Origin of the sequence: Sphingomonas yunnanensis, assembly GCF_019898765.1 — a bacterium.
In the GTDB taxonomy this organism is placed as follows: domain Bacteria; phylum Pseudomonadota; class Alphaproteobacteria; order Sphingomonadales; family Sphingomonadaceae; genus Sphingomonas; species Sphingomonas yunnanensis.
Genome location: NZ_JAIOKB010000001.1, coordinates 645,333 through 670,166, shown reverse-complemented (window position 1 = coordinate 670,166; position 24,834 = coordinate 645,333). Strand labels below are relative to the sequence as shown.

General features: G+C 69.9%; 21 protein-coding genes. 9 read left to right on the top strand and 12 right to left on the bottom strand.

Annotated elements, in window-relative coordinates; genetic code table 11:
* The first annotated feature begins 15 nt into the window (after positions 1–15).
* Positions 16–1,350 (top strand): ABC1 kinase family protein, encoded by a 1,335-nt coding sequence (locus K7957_RS03280; RefSeq protein ID WP_223010523.1) that lies wholly within the window; start codon positions 16–18, stop codon positions 1,348–1,350.
* Between the two features lie 229 nt (positions 1,351–1,579).
* On the opposite strand, the gene K7957_RS03275 is transcribed toward K7957_RS03280, so the two are convergent.
* Positions 1,580–2,071 (bottom strand): nucleoside deaminase, encoded by a 492-nt coding sequence (locus tag K7957_RS03275; protein ID WP_223010522.1) that lies wholly within the window; start codon positions 2,069–2,071, stop codon positions 1,580–1,582.
* A 267-nt stretch (positions 2,072–2,338) separates the two neighbouring features.
* Here K7957_RS03275 and K7957_RS03270 point away from each other — a divergent pair, with 267 nt between their 5' ends.
* Entirely contained in the window at positions 2,339–3,352 is a 1,014-nt protein-coding gene (locus tag K7957_RS03270; protein ID WP_223010521.1) for a glycoside hydrolase family 26 protein, read from the top strand.
* 447 nt (positions 3,353–3,799) lie between these two features.
* Here the strand turns inward: K7957_RS03270 and K7957_RS03265 are convergent, their stop codons facing one another.
* Positions 3,800–4,798 (bottom strand): 2-hydroxyacid dehydrogenase, encoded by a 999-nt coding sequence (locus K7957_RS03265; protein WP_223010520.1) that lies wholly within the window; start codon positions 4,796–4,798, stop codon positions 3,800–3,802.
* Positions 4,799–4,879: 81 nt separating this feature from the next.
* On the opposite strand from K7957_RS03265, the gene K7957_RS03260 reads away from it, so the two are divergent.
* From K7957_RS03260 to K7957_RS03245, 4 genes are all read left to right on the top strand, one after another.
* Positions 4,880–5,386 (top strand): SH3 domain-containing protein, encoded by a 507-nt coding sequence (locus tag K7957_RS03260; protein WP_343228286.1) that lies wholly within the window; start codon positions 4,880–4,882, stop codon positions 5,384–5,386.
* The gene (gene nadC / locus K7957_RS03255; RefSeq protein ID WP_223010519.1) at positions 5,383–6,228 is read left to right on the top strand and encodes a carboxylating nicotinate-nucleotide diphosphorylase; all 846 of its coding nucleotides are present in this window, start codon (positions 5,383–5,385) and stop codon (positions 6,226–6,228) included. Before K7957_RS03260 ends, nadC begins: the two co-directional genes overlap by 4 nt.
* Positions 6,229–6,292: 64 nt before the next feature.
* Positions 6,293–6,736 (top strand): hypothetical protein, encoded by a 444-nt coding sequence (locus K7957_RS03250; protein ID WP_223010518.1) that lies wholly within the window; start codon positions 6,293–6,295, stop codon positions 6,734–6,736.
* Complete coding sequence (locus tag K7957_RS03245) at positions 6,733–7,437, top strand: ribonuclease T2 family protein (RefSeq protein WP_223010517.1); 705 nt, start codon at positions 6,733–6,735, stop codon at positions 7,435–7,437. Before K7957_RS03250 ends, K7957_RS03245 begins: the two co-directional genes overlap by 4 nt.
* Before the next feature lie 7 nt (positions 7,438–7,444).
* Here K7957_RS03245 and K7957_RS03240 read toward each other — a convergent pair whose 3' ends face one another.
* The 7 genes from K7957_RS03240 to K7957_RS03210 all read right to left on the bottom strand — a co-directional run bounded on the left by K7957_RS03240 (position 7,445) and on the right by K7957_RS03210 (position 15,947).
* Positions 7,445–8,623: a vWA domain-containing protein gene (locus tag K7957_RS03240; RefSeq protein ID WP_223010516.1), complete on the bottom strand. Its 1,179-nt coding sequence runs from the start codon at positions 8,621–8,623 to the stop codon at positions 7,445–7,447.
* Positions 8,624–8,632: 9 nt separating this feature from the next.
* On the bottom strand, positions 8,633–9,487 hold the full coding sequence (locus K7957_RS03235; protein WP_223010515.1) for an AAA family ATPase: 855 nt from the start codon (positions 9,485–9,487) through the stop codon (positions 8,633–8,635).
* Between the two features lie 41 nt (positions 9,488–9,528).
* On the bottom strand, positions 9,529–10,185 hold the full coding sequence (locus K7957_RS03230; RefSeq protein ID WP_246616624.1) for a DUF6975 family protein: 657 nt from the start codon (positions 10,183–10,185) through the stop codon (positions 9,529–9,531).
* A 75-nt stretch (positions 10,186–10,260) separates the two neighbouring features.
* Positions 10,261–11,148 carry a hypothetical protein gene (locus tag K7957_RS03225; RefSeq protein WP_223010513.1) on the bottom strand — a complete coding sequence of 296 codons (888 nt, stop codon included), beginning with the start codon at positions 11,146–11,148 and terminating at the stop codon, positions 10,261–10,263.
* A gap of 132 nt (positions 11,149–11,280) precedes the next feature.
* Complete coding sequence (rpoD, locus tag K7957_RS03220; protein ID WP_223010512.1) at positions 11,281–13,317, bottom strand: RNA polymerase sigma factor RpoD; 2,037 nt, start codon at positions 13,315–13,317, stop codon at positions 11,281–11,283.
* On the bottom strand, positions 13,317–15,212 hold the full coding sequence (gene dnaG, locus K7957_RS03215; RefSeq protein ID WP_223010511.1) for a DNA primase: 1,896 nt from the start codon (positions 15,210–15,212) through the stop codon (positions 13,317–13,319). Before dnaG ends, rpoD begins: the two co-directional genes overlap by 1 nt.
* Positions 15,213–15,491: 279 nt before the next feature.
* Positions 15,492–15,947 (bottom strand): GatB/YqeY domain-containing protein, encoded by a 456-nt coding sequence (locus K7957_RS03210; protein WP_223010510.1) that lies wholly within the window; start codon positions 15,945–15,947, stop codon positions 15,492–15,494.
* A 95-nt stretch (positions 15,948–16,042) separates the two neighbouring features.
* Here K7957_RS03210 and carA point away from each other — a divergent pair, with 95 nt between their 5' ends.
* From carA to greA, 3 genes are all read left to right on the top strand, one after another.
* Positions 16,043–17,215: a glutamine-hydrolyzing carbamoyl-phosphate synthase small subunit gene (carA, locus tag K7957_RS03205; protein WP_223010509.1), complete on the top strand. Its 1,173-nt coding sequence runs from the start codon at positions 16,043–16,045 to the stop codon at positions 17,213–17,215.
* A gap of 80 nt (positions 17,216–17,295) precedes the next feature.
* On the top strand, positions 17,296–20,640 hold the full coding sequence (carB, locus tag K7957_RS03200; RefSeq protein ID WP_223010508.1) for a carbamoyl-phosphate synthase large subunit: 3,345 nt from the start codon (positions 17,296–17,298) through the stop codon (positions 20,638–20,640).
* 75 nt (positions 20,641–20,715) lie between these two features.
* Entirely contained in the window at positions 20,716–21,192 is a 477-nt protein-coding gene (gene greA / locus K7957_RS03195) for a transcription elongation factor GreA (protein WP_132907901.1), read from the top strand.
* Positions 21,193–21,541: 349 nt separating this feature from the next.
* Here greA and rsmA read toward each other — a convergent pair whose 3' ends face one another.
* From rsmA to K7957_RS03180, 3 genes are read right to left on the bottom strand one after another with little or no spacing between them, the layout of a single operon-like run.
* Positions 21,542–22,387 carry a 16S rRNA (adenine(1518)-N(6)/adenine(1519)-N(6))-dimethyltransferase RsmA gene (gene rsmA, locus K7957_RS03190; protein ID WP_223010507.1) on the bottom strand — a complete coding sequence of 282 codons (846 nt, stop codon included), beginning with the start codon at positions 22,385–22,387 and terminating at the stop codon, positions 21,542–21,544.
* Positions 22,384–23,385 (bottom strand): 4-hydroxythreonine-4-phosphate dehydrogenase PdxA, encoded by a 1,002-nt coding sequence (gene pdxA / locus K7957_RS03185; RefSeq protein WP_223010506.1) that lies wholly within the window; start codon positions 23,383–23,385, stop codon positions 22,384–22,386. The genes rsmA and pdxA overlap by 4 nt, the downstream gene beginning before the upstream one ends.
* A gap of 10 nt (positions 23,386–23,395) precedes the next feature.
* The gene (locus K7957_RS03180) at positions 23,396–24,790 is read right to left on the bottom strand and encodes a peptidylprolyl isomerase (protein WP_223010505.1); all 1,395 of its coding nucleotides are present in this window, start codon (positions 24,788–24,790) and stop codon (positions 23,396–23,398) included.
* Between the last annotated feature and the right edge of the window lie 44 nt (positions 24,791–24,834).

Sequence of the window (24,834 nt, the reverse complement as noted above, 5' to 3'; positions counted from 1 at the left end):
CGAAGGAGTGAGCGGATGGTGGACGGGCGCGGACGCGCGGTGCCGAGCGGGCGATGGTCGCGGCTGGGTGGTTTCGGCAAGCTCGCCGGCGGCGTCGCCGGTGGGGTGATCGCCGAGGGCGCGCGGCGGCTCGCCACGGGTGAACGGCCGCGCATGAACGAACTTTTGCTCACCCCCGCCAACGCCACGCGCGTCGCCGACCAGCTCTCGCAGCTGCGCGGCGCGGCGATGAAGCTGGGGCAGATGATCTCGATGGACGCGGGCGACGTGCTGCCACCCGAGCTCACCGCGATCCTGGCACGCCTGCGCGAGAGCGCGCACCACATGCCCCCGGCGCAGCTCGACCGCGTGCTCGCGCAGCAATGGGGCGAGGGCTGGCGCAAGCGCTTCCGCCACTTCCAGGCGCACCCGATCGCGGCGGCCTCGATCGGCCAGGTCCACCGCGCCGAGTTGCGCGGCGGGCGGGTGCTCGCGATCAAGGTGCAATATCCCGGCGTGGCGGAGAGCATCCATGCCGACGTCGACAATGTCGCCACGCTGCTGCGCGTCACCGGGCTGCTGCCGCGCGAGCTCGACCTGCGCCCGCTGCTGGAGGAGGCCAAGCGCCAGCTCCAGGAGGAGGCCGATTACGCGCGCGAGCTGGCGATGCTCGATCGCTATCGCGATCTGCTCGGCGACGACCCCGCCTATGTCGTGCCCGCGGCCGAGCCGGCGCTGAGCACCGAGCGCGTGCTGGCGATGGACTTCGTCGATGGCGCGCCGGTCGAGGCGCTCGCCGAGGCGGCGCAGGAGACGCGCGACACCGCCGGGGCGGCGCTGGTGCGGCTGGTGCTGCGCGAGCTGTTCGAATGGGGTGTGATGCAGACCGACCCGAACTTCGCCAACTACCGCTGGCAGGCGGAGACCGGGCGACTGGTGCTGCTCGACTTCGGCGCGGCGCGCCCCGTTCGCGCGGAGACGCGCGCGGGCTATCACCGGCTGCTGATGGCGGGGCTCGACGGCGATCGCGCGCGCGTGCGCGACGCCGCGCTGGCGGCGGGGTTTCTCGGGCAGGCGGCGGTGGAACGCCACGGCGCGGCGGTCGACCGCATGATCGACGTGATCCTGAGCGAGCTCGGCCGACCCGGCCTGTTCGACTTCGGGGATCGGAGTTTCGTCGGCGTGATCCGCGAGGAGGCGACCGCGGTGGCGCGGGATCGCTCGACCTGGCACCTGCCGCCGGTGGACACGCTCTTCGTCCAGCGCAAGGTGAGCGGCACCGCGCTGCTGTGCGCGCGGCTCGGCGCGCGGGTCGACGTGCGCGCGCTCGTAGAGCGCTATCGCGGGGTAGAGCTGGCGCAGATAGGGTAGGGGCCTTCAGCTGACCTGAACGAACTACCCTGACCACCTTCTCGCACCATCCTTTCCCCATGACGCGTCACCCTGAACTTGTTTCAGGATCGATCCGTCCGAGCCTACCGCCGATCGGTCGGATGCGCGGCACCGTGGATCCTGGAAACGAGTTCAGGATGACGTCGGGGGCAGGACGGGAGCGCGCCCGGCCACGCTCGACGCGTCAGCCCGAGCGCGCCCATCACCCTCACAGGTTCGCCTGCTCCTCCTCGGGCAGCTCGGCGTCGGGCGGGTAATAGAGCGAGGCGCATTCCTCGCGCAGGCAGCCGCCCTCGATCACGATGTCGTCGCGGTAGGCGTCGGTGATGAACGATAACGTGTCGACGTGCTGCGCCTCCCAGTACATCGCGTGGACGTCCTCGCGTCCGGCGCCGTAGACGACACGGGCGACCTTGGACCAGATCGAGGCCATGGTGCACATGCCGCAGGGCTGTAGCGTCGAGTAGAGCGTCGCGCCGCGCAGCTCGAGCTCGCCGCTGCTCTCGCAGGCGCGGCGGATCGCCATCATCTCGGCGTGCGCGGTGGCGTCGGGCAGCTCGTGGGTCTGGTTGCGCTCGGCCGCGAGCACCTTGCCGTCGAGCACGATCACCGAGCCGAGCGGCGAGGTTGACGGGTCCGATCCCTTCGAGCGCGCCACCGCGATCGCCTCGCGCATCCAGCGTTCGTCTTCCTCGGTCATGCGCACCTCCGTCGCGCTCAACGCCGCCGCCGGTCGGTCGGTCCCGGCCGGCACGGTCTGATCCGGAAATAGCAATGGCTTGGCCGCGGCGGGCGGGGTGGTGTTTGGAGTAGCAAACGCGATGGTCCGACGGTTCGTCGCAGCCGAGGCACGGAAGGCGGTGAGCGGTGGTCGATGCGGCGCGAGCGGAGCGCGCGTCGTCGCCCGTCGGCTATCTCGCAATCGCAGCAACATCTACGCCGGCGCCGGGGGTCGAGGAGGAAGATGATGTCGGATACCGATCAGCCGCGTCGGGCCAGCCGGCGCGACGCGCTGCGGCTGGGGGTAGGCGCGGCGGCGACCGCGCTGGTGGCGTGCCGAGGCCAGGCCGTCGAGGTGATCGGGCTGCGCCAGGACGGCATACCGACGCGCCAGCTCGGCGCGATCACGGGCAATGATCCCGCCGCGATGCGGCAATGGGCGCAGTGGCTCGGACGGCAACAGGACCATGACCTGCTCTATTTCAACCAGGACAGCTGGGAGCAGCTGGAGCAGTCGATCGACTATATCGCCGGCATCGGTCGCCAGGTCCTGGCGCAAGGACGGCGGGTGCAATGGTCGGTGCCGGTCGGCGGACCGGGCGGGTACGACAGCGTCGCGTCGGGTCAACGCGACGACATCTACCGCCGCGTCGCCCGCGCGATCGTCGCCGCTTACCCGCGCGGCGACAGCCGCATCTATGTGCGCCTGCCGTGGGAGTTCAACCTGCCGTCGCAGTCGCTCGCCGCGCGCGACGCGCGCGGGCGCTGGGCGGCGCGGCTCTATGTCGCGGCGTGGCGTCGCATCGCCGGCCTCTTCCGCCAGGTGTCACGCCGCTTCTACTTTGACTGGTGCCCCAACATCGGCGAGGGCGGGATCAACCCGGAGCAATGCTATCCCGGCGACGACGTGGTCGATGTCGTCAGCCTCGATCTCTACTACCAGGGTCAGTATGATGACCAGAATATGCGCGACGGCGGCCGCTCGATCTTCGGCTACCGCCTGTCGCAACCGTTCGGCCTGACCTGGCTGTCGAGCTTCGGCGCGCGCCACGGCAAGCTGATCGGCCTGTCGGAATGGGGCGTCGACGACGACCGCGCCGTGGTGTTCGCGCAGCTGCTCGCCGCCTGGATCGTCGCACAGGGATCGCGTCTGTCGCACCACAATTACTGGAACCGCGCCGACGGCGGTATCAACGCGAAGCTCACCGACGGGCACCTGCCGCGGGTGGCGCGCGTCTACCGCACCGCCTTCGGGCGCTGATCCGGCGCGGGGCTGTCCTACGCCAGCGTGGCTGCGCTAGGGAAACGTGATGTCCGATGACACCTCCCTCTCGAAGGAAGGCGGGGGTGGGGCGCTTCCGCGAGCGCCACGCTGTCGGATATGCCCCCCAACCCTCCCTTGAAGGCGAGGGGCTTGGATCCATCGCGACATTCACCTCTCGGTGATGCGCTCGATCTTTCTCATCGGCGATGGTCTGAACGGCCGGCGCGGTCGATTATAGCTCTCGCACGGATATCCAACATGACTCAACATTCGCGCCAGCCGCGGCCGGGAGAGGAGCCGCAATTACAAGAAGGAATGTGGCGTAGTCAATTGCTTGCGTCGAACAGGTGAGATGCAGAGTGACATGCGATGAAGGTTGAGTCCCGTGCGTGACACCGTCCAGCGACTCAACTTTCTCAACATTCGCGACATCCCGTCCCTAGCTCAGACCCAGCCCTCCAACACCTGGTCGGGCGGGCGATGGCCGTCGGCCCAGCTGCGAATATTGGCGATGACGCGCTCGCCCGAGGCGACGCGGCCCTCATACGTCGCCGAGCCCATGTGCGGGGTCATCACCACGTTGCGCAGCGCGAGCAGCCTTGGGTCGATCTCGGGTTCGTGGCGCCACACGTCGAGCCCGGCGCCGGCGAGCCGCCCCCCCTCGAGCGCGTCGACCAGCGCGTCCTCGTCGAGGATGCCGCCGCGGCTCGCGTTGATGACGAAGACGTGCGGGCGCAGCAGCGCGAGCCGGCGCCGGTCGATCAGGTCGCGGCTGTCGGCGTTGAGCGGCGTGTGGATCGTCAGCACGTCGATCGTGCCGAGCAGGTCGTCGAGCTCGGCGTGCCAGGTCGCGCCGAGCTCGCGCTCGACCGCCGCGGGCAGCCGGCGACGATTGTGGTAGTGGATCGACAGCCCGAAGGCGCGTGCGCGCCGCGCCACCGCCTGGCCGATCCGCCCCATGCCGACGATGCCGAGCGCCTTGCCGCCGATGCGATAGCCCAGCATCCCGCCCGGACTCCAGCCGGTCCACTGGCCCGAGCGGACCAGTTTCTCGCCCTCGGCGAGGCGGCGCGGCACCGAGACGATCAGCGCCATCACCAGGTCGGCGGTGTCCTCGGTGAGGACCCCGGGCGTGTTGGTGACGATGATGCCGCGCGCCCGCGCGGCGCGCAGGTCGATGTGGTTCACCCCCGCGCCGAAATTGGCGATGAGGCGGAGCCGCTCGCCCGCGCCCGCGATCAGCGCCGCGTCGATCGTGTCGGTGACCGCGGGGACGAGCACGTCGCTGTCGGCCATGGCGGCGGCGAGCGCCGGGCGCGAGAGCGGGCGGTCGCCGCGGTTGTTGCTGGTGTCGAACAATTGCTCGAGCCGCTGCATCACGACCTCGGGCAGCTCGCGCGTGACGGTCACCTTGGGATGGGCGCAGCGTCGCGGATCGGCCATGCGCCCGGATTGGCGCAGCCCCGCGCGGGCGTCAACGGTAAGCGGTTGCTGGCGCGCCGCGCGCCTCTTACAGGTTCGCGCGTGGACAGCGGGATCTCAGCGGGACGGCGCGCCGCGGCGGCGGCGGCGATGGCGGCGGCGATGGCGTGCGGGGCGGCGGCGGACGCCGCGCCCGACCTGCGCGAGCCGCCCTATTTCGCCTCGCTCAGCCCGTCGCGCGCGCGGATGCGGACCGGCCCGGGGCGGACCTTCCCGTCGAGCTGGGTCTATGTCCGCGCCGACCTGCCGGTGCGCGTCGTCGCGGTGTTCAAGGAGTGGCGCAAGGTCGAGGACCCCGGCGGCACGCGGGGCTGGATGCTCGCCACGTTGGTGAGCCATATCCGCACCGCGATCGTCACCGGCGGCGAGCCCGCCGAGCTGCGCGACCGCCCCGGCGGCACGCACGTGCTCTGGCGCGCGCAGCCCGGTGTGGTCGGGCGATTGAGCCAGTGCGGCAACGGCTGGTGCCGCTTCGACGTTCATGGCCAGGCCGGGTTCGTCCAGACCGAGCGGCTGTGGGGCGTCGCGCCCGGCGAGGTGCTGCCATGAGCTTCGTGCTGGAGGGCTTCGACACCGACGCGTTCGTCGATTCGACCTTGGCCGAGGACCTGGGCGGGATCGGGGACATCACCTCCGCGGCGGTGATCCCGGCCGCGGCACGGTTCGCGGCGGTCATGGACAGCCGCGATGCGATCATCGTCTGCGGGGTGGAGCTCGCCGCCGCCTTCTTCCGCCGGCTCGACGCTGACGCCGTGATCGAGCCTCTGGTGCGCGACGGTGACCGGGTGTCACCCGGGGCCAAGCTGCTGCGAGTCACCGGAGCGGCGCGCGCGGTGCTGACCGCGGAGCGCTCGGCGCTCAACACGATCCAGCACCTGTCGGGGATCGCGACGCTGACCGGCGCCTATGTCGCGGCGCTGGAGGGCACCGGGGCGACGCTGCTGGACACGCGCAAGACGCTCCCCGGGCTGCGCCGGCTCGAGAAATACGCCACGCGCACCGGCGGCGCGCGCAACCACCGCATGGGACTGTGGGACGCGGCGATGATCAAGGACAATCACGTCGCGGTGGCGGGCGGGGTCGGCCCCGCCGCCGCGCTCGCGCGCGCCGCCGGGATCGCCGACATCATCGTCGAGGTCGACCGGCTCGACCAGATCGCGCCCGCGCTGGAGGCGGGGGCGACCCACCTGCTGCTCGACAACATGCCCCCGGCGATGCTGCGCGCGGCGGTCGCGCTGGTCGACGGGCGCGCGCCGACCGAGGCCTCGGGCGGGGTCTCGCTCGAGACGATCGGCGCGATCGGCGCGAGCGGCGTGACCTATGTCAGCGTCGGTCGCATCACCCAGTCGGCGCCCGCCGCCGATATCGGGCTGGACGTCGCCGCGGCGTGAGGCTGGCGGCTTGCGTCGTCGCGCCCTCCGGCGCAGAGCGCGCGCGCAACCATGAGAGGTCTTCGTGACGCGTCCGCCCCCGATCGTCCGCTTCGAGCGCCTGTATCTGACCTCCTTCGCGCTCGGGCTGCTGATCTGGGCGCTGACCTGGGAGCAATTGTCGACGCGGCTCGCGGCCGACCCGCGCACCGCCGCCTTCGGCTGGATGCTCGCCGCGGCGCTCGCGCTCAACGTCGCGATCGCGCTGTTCCAATGGTATGCGGTGGCGCGCCGCGGGGTTGCCTGGGTGCGCTGGGTGGTGGTGCTGCTGACCACCCTCCACCTGCTGGGGCTGCTGCCCGGCCTGTTCATCGCGCCCCTCGCGCCACCGACGCTGCTCGGGCTGGTGCGCGTCGTGCTCGAGGTGACCGCGGCGGTGCAGCTGTTCGCGCCGGCCGCGCGCGACTGGTTCGGGTTGGACGGGACCGGCAACGACGGGTTGGACGGGGAGCAGGAGGAGCTGGCATGACGCGCTGGTTGGCCGCCGCAGCGCTGGTCGCGCTGCCCGGGAGCGCGGGGGCGCAGGTGCTCTCCTGTGCGCTGCCCGATATGATCGCGGCGCCGCGCCCCGACGGGCCGAGCGCCAGCCAGCCGGCGCGGCGGCTGCCGATCGCCAGCTACACGCTGGCGGTGACGTGGAGCCCGCAATATTGCCGCGACCACGGCGACGACCGCGACGCGCGCTTCCAGTGTGGCTCAGCCAATCGCTTCGCCTTCGTGCTCCACGGTCTGTGGCCCGACGGCGAGGGCAAGACGTGGCCGCAATATTGCCGCGCCACGCCGATCCTGCGCGCTGCGGTGCTGCGGCGCCATCTCTGCGCGACGCCCTCGGCGCAGCTGCTCCAGCACGAATGGGCCAAGCACGGCACCTGCATGGCGGGCTATTCGCCCGAGCGCTATTTCAGCCAGTCGAACGCGATGTACGGCCGGTTGCGCTTCCCCGACATGGCGGCGCTGTCGCACCGACCGCTGACCGCGGGCGCGCTCGCCGGGGCGGTGGCGCTGGCCAACCCAGGGATCCGCGCTGACATGATGCGCGTCACCGCCACCCGCGAGGGCTGGCTCGACGAGCTCTGGCTCTGCGTCGACAAGGCCTTCCGCTACACGCGCTGTCCGGCGCATCAGGGCGGGATGCGACCGGGCGCGCCGCTGCGGATCTGGCGCGGCTGACGCGCGATCAGCGCCGGCGCGCCAGCTCGCGCGTGGCGGCGTCGATCCCGTCGAGCGTCAGCGGGAACATCCGCCCGCGCAGCAGGTCGCGGATCAGCGCGGTTGAGGCGGCATAGTCCCAGTGTGCTTCCGGCGCAGGGTTGAGCCAGGCCGCGGCGGGATAGGCCTCGGTCAGCCGCCCCAGCCAGGTGGCACCGGGCTCGTCATTGTGGTGCTCGACCGAGCCGCCGGGATGCGTGATCTCGTACGGGCTCATCGCCGCGTCGCCGACGAAGAGCAGCTTATAATCGCGGCCATAGGTGTGGAGCAGCTCGAGCGTCGGCGTGCGCGCGTCGAAGCGGCGGCGATTGTCCTTCCACACGCCCTCGTAGACGCAATTATGGAAGTAGAAGAATTCGAGCTCGCGGAACTCGCTGGTGGCAGCCGAGAACAGCTCCTCGCAGGCGGTGACGAACGGGTCCATCGACCCGCCGACGTCGAGGAAGAGCAGCAGCTTGATCGCGTTACGCCGTTCCGGGCGGAGACGCACGTCGAGCCAGCCTTGGCGCGCGGTACCGGCGACGGTCGCGTCCAGGTCGAGCTCGTCGGCGGCGCCTTGGCGCGCGAAGCGGCGAAGCCGCCGCAGCGCCAATTTGATGTTGCGCGTGCCGAGCGCGCGGGAGGAGTCGAGGTCACGGAAGGGGCGCTGCTCCCATACCTTGATCGCGCGCCCGTGCGTCGCCTCGCCGCCGATGCGGACGCCCTCGGGATTGTAGCCCGCGTTGCCGAACGGGCTGGTGCCGCCGGTCCCGATCCACTTGCTCCCGCCCTGGTGGCGCGCGTGCTGCTCGGCGAGTCGCTCGCGCAGCGTCCGCATGATCTCGTCCCACGAGCCGAGCGACTCGATTGCCGCCATCTGCTCGGGGGTGAGGTGGCGCCGTGCCAGCGCGCGAAGCCACTCCTCGGGCAGATCGGCGGGCGCGACACCCTCCGCCGGCAGTGTGCCGCGAAAGACGACGGCGAAGACCTGGTCGAAGCGGTCGAGCAGCGCCTCGTCCTTCACGTAGATGGCGCGACTGAGATAATAGAATTGCTCGGGCGAACGGTCGATCACCGCGGCGTCGAGCGCCTCGAGCAGCAGCAGGTGCTCCTTGAGGCTCGCCGGGATGCCCGCGGCGCGCAGGGCATCGAGGAAGGCGAGGAACATGGCGTCGGCTCAGGGCCGCGGCGCGTGCCGCCGCGCCATGAAGGCGAGCCGCTCGAACAGCATCACGTCCTGCTCGTTCTTGAGCAGCGCGCCGTGGAGCGGCGGGATCGCCCTGGTCGGGTCGCGCTGTTGCAGCACCTCGAGCGGCAGGTCCTCGTGGAGCAGCAGTCGAAGCCAGTCGAGCAGCTCGCTGGTGGAGGGCTTTTTCTTGATCCCGGGCACCTCGCGCACCTCGTAGAAGAGGTCGAGCGCGCGGCTGACCAGCGTCGTCTGGATGCCGGGGAAATGCACGTCGACGATCGCCTGCATCGTTGCCCGGTCGGGAAACCGGATGTAATGAAAGAAGCAGCGGCGCAGGAAGGCGTCGGGCAGCTCCTTCTCGTTGTTCGAGGTGATCACCACGATCGGGCGCTGCGTGGCGCGCACGGTCCGGCCGGTCTCGTAGACGTGGAACTCCATGCGATCGAGCTCCTGCAACAGGTCGTTGGGGAACTCGATATCGGCCTTGTCGATCTCGTCGATCAGCAGCACCGCCGGCGCGTCGCGCTCGAACGCCTCCCACAGCTTGCCGCGGCGGATATAGTTGGCGATGTCATGCACGCGCGGGTCGCCGAGTTGACCGTCGCGCAGTCGCGCCACCGCGTCATAGTCGTAGAGGCCCTGCTGCGCCTTGGTGGTGGACTTCACCGTCCACTCGATCAGCGGATAGCCCGTCGCGCGCGCGATCTCGTGCGCCAGCACGGTCTTGCCCGTGCCGGGCTCGCCCTTGACCAGCAGCGGGCGCCGCAGTCGCACCGCCGCGTTGACGGCGACCTTGAGATCGTCGGTGGCGACATAGTCGCCGGTGCCCTCGAACCGTTCCATGCGTGCGTCATGCGGCGCGTCGGGTCCAGTGACAAGCCAACTCAGCCGTTGCGCGCGGCGGCACGGGCCTCGAGCAGCTGCCACAGACCGCGGTGCTGCGTGAGCAACTGCTCGGCACCGAAGGTGAGCGCACGCACTCGCGCCGGTGCCAGGTCGAGGCCGCGCAGCATCTCGATCGCCTCGTCGCGTGCCGCGGCGAAGCTGGGGCTAGGCTCCTCATCGAGCCGCGTCGCGCAGCGCTCGAGCAGGCCGCGGATCGCGACCCAGTCGAGCACGAAGGCGGCTGCGGCGCCGGTGGCACAGCCGAGCCGGTCGGAGCGCGCCAGCAGCGCCAGCGTGTCGCGCTGCTGCAGGATCGCCGCCGCGGCGCTGGCCTGCCCCGGCGTCGAGGGCTGCGGGCCGGCGGCGGCGGCAAGGCGGACCAGCAGCGCGCGCTCCGCCGCCATCGTGCCCGCCGCGCGCGCGAGCCACGCCGGCGCGAGCGAGTCGACGCCGTACGCGGTGGCGTGATCGACCATGCCGGGGAAAGTGCCGTGGACGACGCACAGGGCGTGGATCGTGTCGGCGATGTCACGCAGTGGTGCAGCGGGGTCGATGAGCGCGCGGGCGTGGCGCGACGCGGCGGTGCCGTCGCGCGCGACCAACGCGAGGATCAGGTCGGCCGGACCGTCCTCTGGGCGCTGACTCGCGTCCGCCATCATTCCTGCCTCCACGCTACCGCGGCACGCCTCGGCCGCGCGCTGCGAGCTAGCTGATCGATGTAAAGGTGCGGTTTACACGGGCCGTCGAACCGCCGCAGCGATCACCTCGTGGACCCGGCCGTTGACCCGGATCGGCCAGAAACCGAGCGCAACGGCGAGTTCCTCGCCGTCGCCGGTCAACAGGGCGGCGGGCACGGTCCCGTCGATCTCGCCATCGCTGGCGCGCTCGAGCGACTCGCCGACCGCGGGCCGGTCGGCGGCGGCGACCAGCGCGAGGAAACGCGTGCCGGTGAGAAGGGCAGGCGGCATATGCAGAAGCGCGGCCGGGGCGGGACGCGGCGCGGTGAGATAACCGCGCAGGCTGATCCGCGCGAGCGCGGCGAGTCCGGTCGCCTCCACGGCCGCGACGATCGAGTCACGCGCGGCGGCGGTTGCCTGCGCCTCGATCGCGCCGGTCTCATCCTCGATCCGCAGCAGGCACCCCTCGGGCAGCGGCTCCACCATCACCGCCAGCGTGCGCCCCGGCACGCGATCGACCGCGACCGACACGCGCTCGCGAGGTGCACCGTCCAGCACGCGTCGCACCGCCGCCGCCAGTGTGTCGCCGTCGCGCTGCGACAGGGCCACGACACCGGTCCGCACTGCGACGCGATCACCGAAACGCGCGCGTGCGGCGGCGTTGGCGTGCGCGATCAGGCCCTCGCCGTCGAGTAGCAGCAGCGGCAGATCGAGCGCGTCCAGGATCGGGTCGAGCAGCGCGGAGGTCTGGGTCGGCCGTCCGTTATCGCCGAGTGTCGCGGCGAGCTCGACGCCGACGAGGATGAGGCGGGGGCGACCGTGGTGGAGCACGTACACCGGCGCGCGCGCGGCACGTTCCTGCCACTCGCCGAAATGACGAACCAGCGTCGACGCAGTGACCTGAAGTCGCGGAGCGTCGCGGCCGGCTTTCGGTTCCACCATAGGTAAATGATTGATGTCATTTACGCTTAAGGGAATTGATCGCCGTCAATGTAAGAAAAAACCGCCGCGGCGGCGCTATCGCCGCCGCGGCTGGTCTGTATCGGGCCACTCACCCGCCGCGCGGGTGGGCGCTCACTGGTCGAGGAACGATCGCATCTTGCGGCTGCGGCTCGGGTGCTTGAGCTTCCGCAGCGCCTTGGCCTCGATCTGCCGGATACGCTCGCGCGTCACCGAGAACTGCTGGCCGACCTCTTCCAGCGTGTGATCGGTGTTCATGCCGATGCCGAAGCGCATGCGCAGAACGCGCTCCTCGCGCGGGGTAAGCGAGGCGAGGACGCGCGTCACCGTCTCCTTGAGGTTGGCCTGGATCGCGGCGTCGACCGGGATGACCGCGTTCTTGTCCTCGATGAAGTCGCCGAGGTGCGAATCCTCCTCGTCACCGATCGGCGTCTCGAGGCTGATCGGTTCCTTGGCGATCTTCATCACCTTACGCACCTTCTCGAGCGGCATGCTCAGACGCTCCGCCATCTCCTCGGGCGTGGGCTCGCGGCCCTGCTCGTGGAGGAACTGGCGGCTGGTGCGAACCAGCTTGTTGATCGTCTCGATCATGTGGACCGGGATGCGGATCGTTCGCGCCTGGTCCGCGATCGAGCGCGTGATCGCCTGGCGGATCCACCAGGTCGCGTAGGTGCTGAACTTGTAGCCGCGGCGATACTCGAACTTGTCCACCGCCTTCATCAGGCCGATGTTGCCCTCCTGGATGAGGTCCAGGAACTGCAGGCCGCGGTTGGTGTACTTCTTGGCGATCGAGATCACGAGGCGGAGATTGGCCTCGACCATCTCCTTCTTGGCGATCCGCGCCTCGCGCTCGCCCTTCTGCACCATGTTGACGATGCGGCGGAACTCGGCGAGCGCCATGCCGGTCTGCTGGCTGATCTCGCTGATCTCGGTGCGGATGCGGTCGATCGCGGGCGCCTCGTTGGTGGCGAAGGCGGCCCATTTCTTGTCACGCCCGCGCACCGCGTCGAGGAAGCCTTCGTCGAGCTCGTGACCCATATATTGGTCAAGGAAATCCTTGCGGTTCACCTTGTGACGCTCGGCCAGTCGGAGCATCTGCCCGCCCAGCGCGGTGAGGCGCCGGTTGTAGCTGTAGAGCTGGTCGACCAGATACTCGATCTTGCTCTGGTGAAACTGCACGCTCTCCACCTCGGCGGTGAGCTCCTCGCGCAGCTTCTGGTACTTTCGCTCCTGCGCGTCGGAGAGATCCGCGCCCGACGCCATCGCGTCGAGCCGGCTCTCCTGCATCTTCGAGAAGTTGCGGTAGATCGCGGTGATGTTGGCGAACTTCTCGAGCGCGAGAGGCTTGAGCGTCTCCTCCATCTGCGCCAGGCTGAGCGTGTTGTCCTCTTCCTCGTCGTCGGACGGCCGCGGCGCGCGGCGCTCGGTCATGTCGTCCTCGTCGTCGGCGGGAGCCTCCTCGGGCTCCTCCTCCTCCTTGAACGACGGGCCGGCGCTCGACTCGCTGATCTCGCCGCTGTCATCCTCGGCGCCCTCGACCTGCTCGGCCGACGGGCCCTTGGACAGCATCGCGTCGAGATCGACGATCTCGCGCAGCTGCATCGTGCCCTCGTTGAGGGCGGTCGACCAGTCGATGATGGCGTTGAACGTGATCGGGCTCTCGCAGAGCCCGAGGATCATCGTGTCACGCCCCGCCTCGATGCGCTTGGCGATCGCGATCTCGCCCTCGCGGCTGAGCAGCTCCACCGCGCCCATCTCGCGCAGGTACATCCGCACCGGGTCGTCGGTGCGATCGATGACCTCTTTCTTCTTCGCTTCCGGTGCAGGAGCCGTGCCATCGGAGTCACTGTCGCCGTCGACCGGCTCCGCCTCGTCGTCGTCGGCGCGCTCCTCCGGCTCGCCGTCCTCGCCGGCTTCCTCGTTCTCGACGATGTTGACGCCCATCTCGTTGAGCGCGGACATCACGTCCTCGAGCTGGTCCGAGGACATCTGGTCCTGCGGCAGCGCCTCGTTGAGCTGGTCGTAGGTGATATAGCCGCGCTTCTTGGCGCGCGCGATCAGCTTCTTGACGCTCGCGTCGTTGAGATCGATCAGCGGAGCGTCGGCCACTTCCGCGCCCTCGTCACCACCGCCACCGTTCATCTTCGCCATCAATCGTCCTCAAGTCCAAGCGCGCGGGCGTCTTCGTTTGCCTGCACCAGATTTGCAAGCCGCTCATCCAGCGCACGTTGTTCGTTCACCAACGCCACTTGTCGTTCGAACGCCTCGGCGGTGAAGCGCGCCTTCATCGCGGAAGTTGCTTCCGCCAGAGCCGCATCCACCTCCGGCCGGGCGACCAGGATCGCGATCGCCTCGTCGAGGTCGTCGCGCGCCTGCTTCTCGTCGCCGCTGGCGCGCGTGAACGAATAGGGCATCGTATCGGCTCTCAAGAGGTCATGAGCGACCGTATCGAAACCGGATCGCACCAATATGGTGACCAGTCGTCCGCTATCAAGCGGATCGCCGCGACGATCCTCCAGCGCGACATCGATCACCGCCTCGAACAGCCGTCCGAGCGCCCCCTCGGCGAGGCGCAGCCCGCCGAGCACTTCCATGTGACGCGCGATCTCGGCGGGGTGGCGGATCAGCCCGGCGAGCACCGCCTTGGCGAGAACGCGGTCGATACCGCCCGCGGCGCCGACGCGCTTGGCGTCCTCGGTGACGGGCGCGGGCGGCGGCGTCCACTTCTGCCCGGGGCGGCGCTGCGCCATCGGGTAGAAGGGCGTGCGCTGCTGGAACGGTTGGCGGATGCGCGCGAACTGCTCGTCGAAGCGGTGACGGAACTCGGCCTGATATTCGGCCCGGACGCTCGGGTCGGTGATCGACTGGACGAGGTCGCCGAGGCGGCGCTTGAAGCCGGCGCGCTGCTCGGGCGTGGTCAGCGGCTCGGCGGCGAGCTCGTGCTGCCAGAGTCGGTCGACCAGCGGCTGCGCGGAGCGCACCAGCGGCTCGAACGCGCCCGGCCCCTGCGCGCGCATCAGGTCGTCGGGATCCTGGCCTTCGGGCAAGGTGACGAAGGCGAGGCTGCGCCCCGGCGCGAGCAGCGGCAGCGCGCGCTGCGCCGCGCGGATCGCGGCTTTCTGCCCGGCCGCGTCGCCGTCGAGGCAGACATAGGGCACGTCGACGACGCGCCACAGTCGCTCGAGCTGCGCCTCCGTCAGCGCGGTGCCGAGCGGCGCCACCGACTCGCCGATGCCGTGCTGCGCCAGCGCGACCGCGTCCATATAGCCCTCGACCACGAACAGCCGCTCGGCCTTGCGCGCGGCCGCGGCGGCGCGGTCGAGATTGTAGAGCGTCCGCCCCTTGTCGAAGAGCGGGGTGTCGGGCGAGTTGAGGTATTTCGGCTCGCCTTCTCCGATGATGCGCCCGCCGAAGGCGATGACGCGCCCGCGCGGGTCGCGGATCGGGATCATCAGCCGGCCGCGGAATCGGTCGTAGGGCTCCTTGCCCTCGACCTGGATCAGCAGCCCCGCCTCGATCAGCATGGCGTCGCCGAAATCCTTGAGCGCGGCGCGGAGCCGCGTGCGCGAGTCGGGCGCGTAGCCGAAGCCGAAGCTGCGCTGCGTCGCTGCGTTCACCCCGCGCCGGTCGAGCAACGCGCGCGCGTCGGCGCCCTCGCTGCCGCCGAGCTGCTGGGTGAAGAAGTCCGCGGCGGCCTGCATCACGTCGTGGAGCGACTTGGCACGCTCCGCGCGCTCGGCCGACTGGCGGTCTTGCGCCGGCATCTCCATCCCCGCCGCCGCGGCGAGTTCCTTGACCGCGTCGATGAAGGGGAGGCCCCGGTGGTCGGTCAGCCAGCGGATCGCGTCGCCGTGCGCCGAGCAGCCGAAACAGTGATAGAAGCCTTTGTCGTCGTTGACGTAGAAGCTCGGCGTCTTCTCGTTGTGGAAGGGGCAGCAGCCCTTCGACTCGCGCCCGGCGCGGGTAAGCTTGACCGTCTTGCCGACCAGCGCGGTGAGCGACGTGCGCGCGCGCAGCTCGTCGAGGAAGGCGGGGGTGAGACTCACCGACGCATTATACCCCTTATGACGCCATGGGGTGCAGAGGGCAATGTGTCGCGGTGGGACGGGGTGTCTCCATCCATCCGGTCGGCACACCGGTCAGCTTTTTACCCTCATCCCGGCTTGTTCCGGGATCCACTGTTCCGCGTTAGCAACGCTTTCGGCAGTGCGGCTCGGTGGATCCCGGAACAAGTCCGGGATCACGGAAAGGGGGTACGGGGCGAGCAGGGCGAAGCGCTCGCGGCCCCTCTGCCCCTCCGCGAGATCCTCAGCCCGCCCGCGGCCTCATCCCGTCAGCGCCGCCTTCACCAACGCGCTCGCCTTGCTCATGTCGAGCGTGGTGGCGTGGCGCGCCTTCAGCTCGGCCATCACGCGGCCCATGTCCTTCATGCCGCCCGCGCCCAGCTCAGCCTTGATCGACTCGATCGCGGTGCGGGTCTCGTCCTCGCTCATCTGCTGCGGCAGGAAGCGTTCGATCACCGCTACCTCGGCCTGCTCCGCCGCGGCCAGCTCGGGGCGGCCGCCCTGCTCGTACATCGCGATCGACTCGCGGCGCTGCTTGACCATCTTCTGCAGCACCTCGACGACGACCGCGTCGTCGTCTGCCGGCGCCGCGCCGGTCCGCAGCTCGATGTCGCGATTCTTCACCGCTGCCTGGATCAGCCCGATGGTGGCGCGCGCCTCCTTGTCGCCCGCCTTCATCGCCGCGATCTGCGCGGCCTTGATGTCGTCCCTTATCATACCCGTGTCCTTAACCGATTGACGCGTCCGGCGCGCGTCTCTAGCGGGCGGGGCTTAGCGACATTGCCGACCCACACAAGGAGTGCCCGCCTGCCATGGCCGACGCCACGTTTCCGCACGCGCCCAGACCGGATGGAGCGACGGGCGTCCTCGTCCTCGCCAGCGGCGAGGTGGCGTGGGGCCGCGGTTTCGGCGCGACCGGCCAGGCGGTCGGCGAGGTGTGCTTCCACACCGCCATGACGGGTTACCAGGAGATCATGACCGACCCGAGCTTCGCCGGTCAGATCATCACCTTCACCTTTCCCCACATCGGCAATGTCGGCGCCAATCCCGACGACGTCGAGGCCGACAACCCGCACGCGCTCGGTATGATCGTGCGCGAGGATCCTACCGCGCCGAGCAACTTTCGCGCCGTGGAGAACCTCGCCGGCTGGATGGAGCGGCACGCGCGCATCGGGCTCGCTGGGATCGACACGCGCGCGCTGACTCGGCGCATCCGCGGCGGCGGGGCGCCGACGGGCGTGGTGGCGCACGCGCCCGATGGCGCGTTCGACCTCGACCTGCTGCTCAAGCTGGCGCGCGGCTGGCCCGGGCTGGAGGGGATGGACCTCGCCAAGGACGTGACTCGCGAGACCCACGGCAGCTGGGAGGGCGGGATCTGGCGGCTCGGCTTCGGCTATGGCAGCGCCGGCGAGGGCGCGCGGCCGCACGTGGTCGCAGTCGATTACGGCAGTAAGTTAAACATCTTCCGCAACCTCGTTCAGGCGGGGGCGAAGGTGTCGGTGGTGCCCGCGACCGCGACCTTCGACGAGATCATGGCGCTCGCGCCCGACGGCATCTTCCTCTCCAACGGACCCGGCGACCCCGCCGCGACGGGCGAGTATGCGGTGCCGGTCATCCGCGAGCTGCTCGACACCCGCAAGCCGCTGTTCGGCATCTGCCTCGGCCACCAGCTGCTCGCGCTGGCGGCGGGCGCGCGGACGACCAAGATGTTCCAGGGCCACCGCGGCGCCAACCACCCGGTCAAGCGGCTGAGTGACGGCGCGGTCGAGATCACTAGCATGAACCACGGCTTCGCGGTCGAGCGTGCGACCTTGCCGGCCAACGCGCGCGAGACGCACGTGTCGCTGTTCGACGGCAGCAACGCGGGGATCGAGCTGACCGACCGGCCCGCGTTCAGCGTGCAATATCACCCCGAGGCGAGCCCCGGACCGCAGGACAGCCTGTACCTGTTCGAGCGGTTCGTGGCGGCGCTGCGCGCGGCCTGAGATCGCGTCGCGACGAGATAGCGGGCGAGCGGCGGTGCCCTCGCCTGAAACAAAGAAGCCTTGAAGGCAGGATCCGACGCATGCCCAAACGCACCGACATCTCCTCCATCCTCGTCATCGGCGCGGGGCCGATCATCATCGGCCAGGCGTGCGAGTTCGACTATTCCGGCACGCAGGCGATCAAGGCGCTCAAGGAAGAGGGCTATCGCATCGTCCTGGTGAACTCGAATCCGGCGACGATCATGACCGATCCGGAGCTGGCCGATGCCACCTACGTCGAGCCGATCACCCCCGAGGTGGTCGCCACGATCATCGCCAAGGAACGCCCCGACGCGGTGCTGCCGACGATGGGCGGGCAGACCGCGCTCAACACCGCGCTGGCGCTGTTCCGCGACGGCACGCTGGAGAAATACGGCGTCCAGATGATCGGCGCCGACGCCGAGGCGATCGACAAGGCCGAGGACCGGCTCAAGTTCCGCGACGCGATGGACAAGATCGGGCTCGAGAGCGCGCGTAGCCATATCGCGCACACGGAGGCGGAGGCGCTCGCCGGGCTCGAAAAGGTAGGGCTGCCCGCGATCATCCGGCCCAGCTTCACGTTAGGGGGGACGGGCGGCGGCGTCGCCTACAACCGCGAGGAGTTCCTGGAGATCGTCCGCAAGGGGCTCGACGCCTCGCCCACCACCGAGGTGCTGATCGAGGAATCGCTGCTCGGCTGGAAGGAATATGAGATGGAGGTGGTCCGCGACCGCGCGGACAATTGCATCATCATCTGCTCGATCGAGAACATCGACCCGATGGGGGTCCACACCGGCGATTCCATCACCGTCGCGCCGGCGCTGACGCTGACCGACAAGGAATATCAGATCATGCGCAACGCCAGCATCGCGGTGCTGCGCGAGATCGGCGTCGAGACCGGCGGCTCCAACGTCCAGTTCGCGGTCAACCCCAAGGACGGGCGCCTCATCGTCATCGAGATGAACCCGCGCGTGTCGCGCTCTTCGGCACTGGCCAGCAAGGCGACCGGCTTCCCGATCGCCAAGGTCGCCGCCAAGCTGGCGGTCGGCTACACGCTCGACGAGATCGAGAACGACATCACCGGCGCCACTCCGGCCTCGTTCGAGCCGACGATCGACTATGTCGTCACCAAGATCCCCCGCTTCGCCTTCGAGAAGTTCAAGGGCGCGCAGGCGACGCTCGGAACCGCGATGAAGTCGGTCGGCGAGGTGATGGCGATCGGGCGCAACATCCACGAGTCGGTGCAGAAGGCGCTGCGCGGGCTGGAGACGGGCCTGTCGGGCTTCAACGATGTCGAGCGGCTCGCCGGCGCGCCGCGTGCCGAGATCGAGGCCGCGCTCGCCGCGCCGACGCCCGACCGGCTGCTGGTCGCCGCCCAGGCGCTGCGCGAGGGCTTCACCGTCGCCGAGGTGCACGCCATCGCCAAGTACGACCCCTGGTTCCTCGACCGGATCGCCGAGATCGTCGCCGCCGAGGCCGAGGTGATGGCGAACGGCCTGCCGATCGACGCGCCCGGCATGCGCCGGCTCAAGGCGATGGGCTTCTCCGACAAGCGGCTCGCCTGGCTCGCGCTCCAGTCGGCCAACCTGCGCGGCATGGAGCGCGGCATCGCACGCGGCTCGGGGCTGATCCACGAGGCGGTCAAGGCGATGACCGGCGGCGTCACCGAGGAGGAGGTGCGCCAGCGTCGCATCAAGCTCGGCGTCCGCCCCGTGTTCAAGCGGATCGACACCTGCGCCGCCGAGTTCGAGGCCAAGACGCCCTACATGTACTCGACCTACGAGGCGCCGATGTTCGGCGAGCCCGAGAACGAGGCGCAGCCGAGCGACCGGCGAAAGATCGTGATCCTGGGCGGCGGGCCGAACCGGATCGGGCAGGGGATCGAGTTCGACTATTGCTGCTGCCACGCCTGCTTCGCGCTGGCGGAGCAGGGCTATGAGACGATCATGGTCAACTGCAACCCGGAGACGGTGAGCACCGACTATGATACGTCGGACCGGCTCTATTTCGAGCCGCTCACCGCCGAGGACGTGCTCGAGATCCTCCACGTCGAGCAGCAGTCGGGCGAGCTGGTCGGCGTGATCGTCCAGTTCGGCGGCCAGACCCCGCTCAACCTCGCGCGCGCGCTGGAGCAGGCGGGCATCCCGATCCTCGGTACCTCGCCCGACGCGATCGACCTCGCCGAGGACCGCGAGCGTTTCGCCGCTCTGGTCAACCGGCTCAAGCTGCGCCAGCCCGCCAACGGCATCGCGCGCAGCCGCGAGGAGGCGCTCAACGTCGCCAACCGCATCGGTTATCCGGTGCTGATGCGGCCGAGCTACGTGCTCGGCGGTCGCGCGATGGAGATCGTCGACAGCGACCAGCAGCTCGAGGATTATATCCAGACCGCGGTGCAGGTCTCGGGCGACGCGCCGGTGCTGATCGACCAATATCTGCGCGACGCGGTCGAGGTCGACGTCGACGCGATCTGCGACGGCGATCAGGTGGTGGTCGCGGGCGTGCTCCAGCATATCGAGGAGGCGGGGGTCCATTCCGGCGACAGCGCCTGCTCGATCCCGCCCTATTCACTCGCGCCCGAGATCGTCGCCGAGATCGAGCGGCAGACAGAGGCGCTGGCCAACGGCCTGTCCGTGCGTGGGCTGATGAACATCCAGTTCGCGGTGAAGGACGGGCTGGTCTACCTCATCGAGGTCAACCCGCGCGCCAGCCGCACCGTACCCTTCGTCGCCAAGGCGATCGGCGCGCCGATCGCCAAGATCGCGGCGCGCGTGATGGCGGGCGAGAAGCTCGCCGACCTGCCGACGATCGATCGCGACATCGATTATTTCGCGGTCAAGGAGGCGGTGTTCCCGTTCAGCCGCTTTCCCGGGATCGACCCGGTGCTGTCACCCGAGATGAAGAGCACCGGCGAGGTCATGGGGATCGACCGCGACTTCACCACCGCCTTCGCCAAGTCGCAGCTCGGCGCGGGCACGGTACTGCCCAGCACGGGCGCGGTGTTCGTCAGCGTCAAGCAGGGCGACAAGGAAGCGATCGTCCCGGCGGTGCGCACGCTGGTCGAGGCCGGCTTCGCGATCGTCGCCACCACCGGCACGGCGGACCATCTCGAGCGCGCCGGGCTCCCTGTCGAGCGGATCAACAAGGTGGCACAGGGCCGGCCGCACATCGTCGACCGCATCAAGGACGGCAAGATCGACCTGATCTTCAACACAACGGAGGGCTGGCAGAGCCTCAAGGACTCGCAGCCGATCCGCGCCTCGGCGGTGAACGGCAAGATACCCTATTTCACCACCGCCTCGGCGGCGGTGCAGGCGGCCGCCGCGATCGGCGCCGGTGTGGCGGGCAATTCCGGGAGCAAGCTTGAAGTGCGTCCGCTGCAGGCCTATTATTCGCAGCCGCACAACTGATCCCCAGACAATCCGGATGGTGCGGGCGGTCGCGACGACGCGACCGCTCGGGGGGTGTTATTCGAAGGATAGACGATGGCGACGGTCGAGAAGATGCCGATGCTGCAGGAGGGCTATGAGAAGCTGAACGCCGATCTCAAGCGCCTCAAGACCGAGCGGCCGCAGATCGTCGACGCGATCGAGGAAGCCCGCGCGCACGGCGATCTCTCCGAGAACGCGGAATATCACGCCGCCAAGGAGCGCCAGGGCCAGATCGAGGCGTCGATCGCCGACATCGAGGACAAGCTCAGCCGCGCGCAGATCATCGACCCGCGCGACCTGTCGGGCGACAAGATCGTCTTCGGCGCGACCGTCACGCTGATCGACGAGGACGACAAGCCGGTGCGCTACCAGATCGTCGGCCAGACCGAGGCCGACGCCAAGACCGGCCGCATCAGCTACAACTCACCGCTCGGCCGCGCGCTGATCGGGCGCAGCGTGGACGACGAGGTCGAGGTCGCGGTGCCCGCGGGTGACCGCTACTATGTGGTGTCGAAGATCGAGTTCATCTGAGGGGCATCGCTCGCGAGTGGTGCCGATGGGCAACCAGGCGCCTCTCGTCATCCCGGCCCTGAGCCGGGATCCATGTCGCCGCGGGAGCAACGACCTCTGTCAACGCGACACCATGGATGCGCGTCGATGCCGGAGCGACGATTTCTTGAGGGCGTGAGCGTTCCAGCCTGCTCCATCGACTCGTAGGCCTGCTCCGGCATGCGCCGGAGCCCAGAGCCAGCAACGCTATCGCCCGCCGTTCTGGGCTCCTGCGTGCGCAGGAGCACGATGGTTCAAGCCGGGTGGTTCACACTCTAATTGATCGGGCGCTCGGAGGCTGACGGCGCTTGCCCCGCGTCGGCCCGGCAGTTCAGCTCCGCTCACCGTTGAGCCGCCGCGCCACCGCGACGAACTCGGCGACGCTGACCGTCTCCGCCCGGCGAGTCGGATCGATCCCCTCCGCCTCGGCCGCCGCGATCGCGCCGGGCACGCCGCGCAGGCTCTGCCGCAGCATCTTGCGGCGCTGCCCGAATGCCGCCGCGGTCAGCCGCTCGAGCGTCTCCAGCCGCATGCCGGCCGGCGCCTCCTCGGGCACGATGTGGACGACGGCCGACATTACCTTGGGCGGCGGCGTGAAGGCGGAGCGGTGCACCGGCATGGCGATGCGCGCGCTCGCGCGCCACTGTGCCAGCACCGCCAGCCGGCCATAAGCGTCGCCGCCGGCCGGCGCGACGATCCGCTCCGCCACCTCGCGCTGGAACATCAGCGTGAGCGACTGCCACCACGGGCGCCACTCGGCCGAGAGCCAGCCGACCAACAGAGCGGTGCCGACGTTATAGGGCAGGTTCGAGACGATGTGCGGCGCGGTGGTGAACAGCGCGCGCGCGTCGATCGCGGTGGCGTCGCCCTCGATCACCTCAAGCTGTTTCGGGAAGGCCGCGCCGAGCTCGGCCAGCGCGGGGATGCAGCGGCGGTCGCGCTCGATCGCGGTGACCCGCGCGCCCGCGGCGAGCAGCGCGCGGGTCAGGCCGCCGGGGCCGGGGCCGACCTCGAGCACCTCCGCGCCGGCGAGATCACCCGGCACGCGCGCGATGCGGGCGAGCAGCTGCGAGTCGAACAGGAAATTCTGCCCCAGCGCCTTGGAGGCGTTGAGACCGTGGCGCGCGATGACGTCGCGCAGCGGTGGCAGCGCCACCGGCGCGGGCGGGTCGCTCACGCCGGCTGGGCGCAGCGCGCGCGCTGCTGGGCCGCGGCGTCCGCCATCGCGATCGCGGCGATCGTCGCGCCGGGATGCGCCACGCCCGTGCCGGCGATGCCGAAGGCGGTGCCGTGATCGGGCGAGGTGCGGACGATCGGCAGCCCCAGCGTGATGTTGACCCCGTCGTCGAAATAGAGCGTCTTCAGCGGCACCAGTGCCTGGTCATGATAACAGCACAGCGCGACGTCATAATGTTCGCGCGCGCGGGCGTGGAACATCGTGTCGGCCGGGAAGGGGCCGCGCGCGTCGATGCCCTCGGCGACGAGCTGCTCGATCGCGGGGCGGATCACATCGATCTCCTCGCGCCCCATCGCGCCGTCCTCGCCCGCGTGCGGGTTGAAGCCCGCGAAGGCCAGCCGCGGTGCGGTGATGCCGAAGTTGCGTGTCAGCCCCCGCGCGGTGACCCGCGCCTTGGCGACGATCAAGTCGACGCTCAGCAGCCCCGACACCGAGGCAAGCGCCACGTGCGTCGTGATCGGCACCACGCGCAGTCCTGGCCCGGCGAGCATCATCACGGCATTGTCGCGCGCGATGCCGCAGCGCTCGGCGACGAACTCGGTCTGGCCCGGATGCGTGAAGCCGACGCCGTAGAGCTGCGACTTGGAGACGGGCCCGGTCACCAACGCGCGCCCAGCGCCCGAGCGCACCAGCCCTGCGGCGAGCTCCAGCGCATGGAGCGCGCAGCGCGCGCCGTCGGCGTCTGGCTGACCCGGCACGATCTCGCCCGCGTCCTGCACGGTGAGCACCGGCAGCGCCTCGGCGAAGATGCGGTCAACCGCGGCCAGGTCGCTCACCGGCGCGATCGGCCCGTCCCATACGCGCGCCACCGCGCGCACGTCACCGACCGCCACGAACGGTGCGAGCGCTCGCGACTCGCGCTCCATCCACGCCTTGGCGATCGTCTCCGGCCCGATCCCCGCGGGATCCCCCATCGAGATGACGATCGGCTGGGTCACGCGGCGGTCCTCAGCGATACTCGATCACCGCGTCGCGACGGAGGTCGCGGAGCGCCTGCTGCGCACGCAGGTTGACGCGCTGCTGCTCGAGCTGGTTCTGCACCTGCTGCGCGCCGGGCAGCTGACCGCCCTGCGCTTCGTCGCGGCCGCACAGCACCAGCGTGCGTACGCCCTCGGTCGGCGAGCCGAACGGCGGGGTCGCCTGGCCGACCTGCAGGTTGACCATGATGTTCTGCAGCTGCGGCGGCAGGTCGCGGATGCGGATCGCGTCGTTGTTGACCACCTCGGCGTTGAGCGTGCCGGCGACCTTGTCGACCGAGCCGCAGCCCTGCAGCTTCTGGATCGCCTCGGCGAAGGCCGAGGTGCGCGCGGTTGCCTGCGCCTGGGTGGTCCCGTTGGGGAACTTGATCGTCAGCTGCTTGAGGCTGAGCTTCGAGTCGCGCGGGTCGGCGCTGCCGACGCGGCGCTTGTCGACCAGGTACAGGATCGAGAAGCCGCCGGGCGTCGCCACCGGTCCGGCGACCTGGCCGACCTGCATCGTCGTCGCCGCCTGGGCCAGCGCGTCGGGCAGCTGCGCGGCGCGCACCCAGCCGAGATCGCCGCCGACGCCGCGGGTCGATGCCTCGGAGAAGTTGCGCGCGAAATAGGCGAACGGCGCCTTGCCCTGGCCGATCTGCGCGATCAGCTGGCGGGCATTGGTGAACACCTGCTCCTGCCGGTCGGGCGTGGCGGCGAGATAGATCTCGTTGAGGTGGAATTCCTCGGTACCTTTGGCCGCCTCGAGCCGGTCGAGGATCGCCTTCACCTCCTCGTCGCCGACGTTGACGAACGGCTCGACCCGTTTGCTGAGATAACGGCTCCACGCCAGCTCGCCCTCGATCTGGCGGCGGATCGAGCGGTCCGACGAGCCGTTCTCGCGCAGGAAGGCGGCGAACTGCTCGGGCGTCTTGCCGAAGTTGCGCGCGACCCGGGCGAAGCTCTGGTCGATCTGATCCTTGGTGATCGTGACCTCGGCCGTCTTGGCCTGCTGGATCTCCAGCGTCTCGTCGATGAGCTGACGAAGCACCTGGAGCTGGAGCCGCTCGCGCTCCTGATCCGAGAGCTTGACGTTGTTGGCGGCGGCGATCAGCGCGACGCGCTGGTCGACGTCGGTGCGCGTGATCACCGCCTCGTTGACGATGGCGGTCGCCTTGCGGATGTTCGGATCGACGTTGCCGAAGACCTGAAGGTTGGCTGGCAGGCCGAGCCCGGTCGGATCGACGCCCTGCGCCTCCTGCTCGGCGCCGTCCTGGTCGGCGCCGACCTGCTGCGCGGCGGTCTGCGCGATCGCCACGCCGGCCGTTCCCACCATCAGCAGCGCCGCCAGCAACCGGCGGGTCAGCGCCGCGCCCCTCGTCTTGGTCATCACGTTCGTCTCGAAATCCTTATCGCGTCGCCGCACGTCGATCG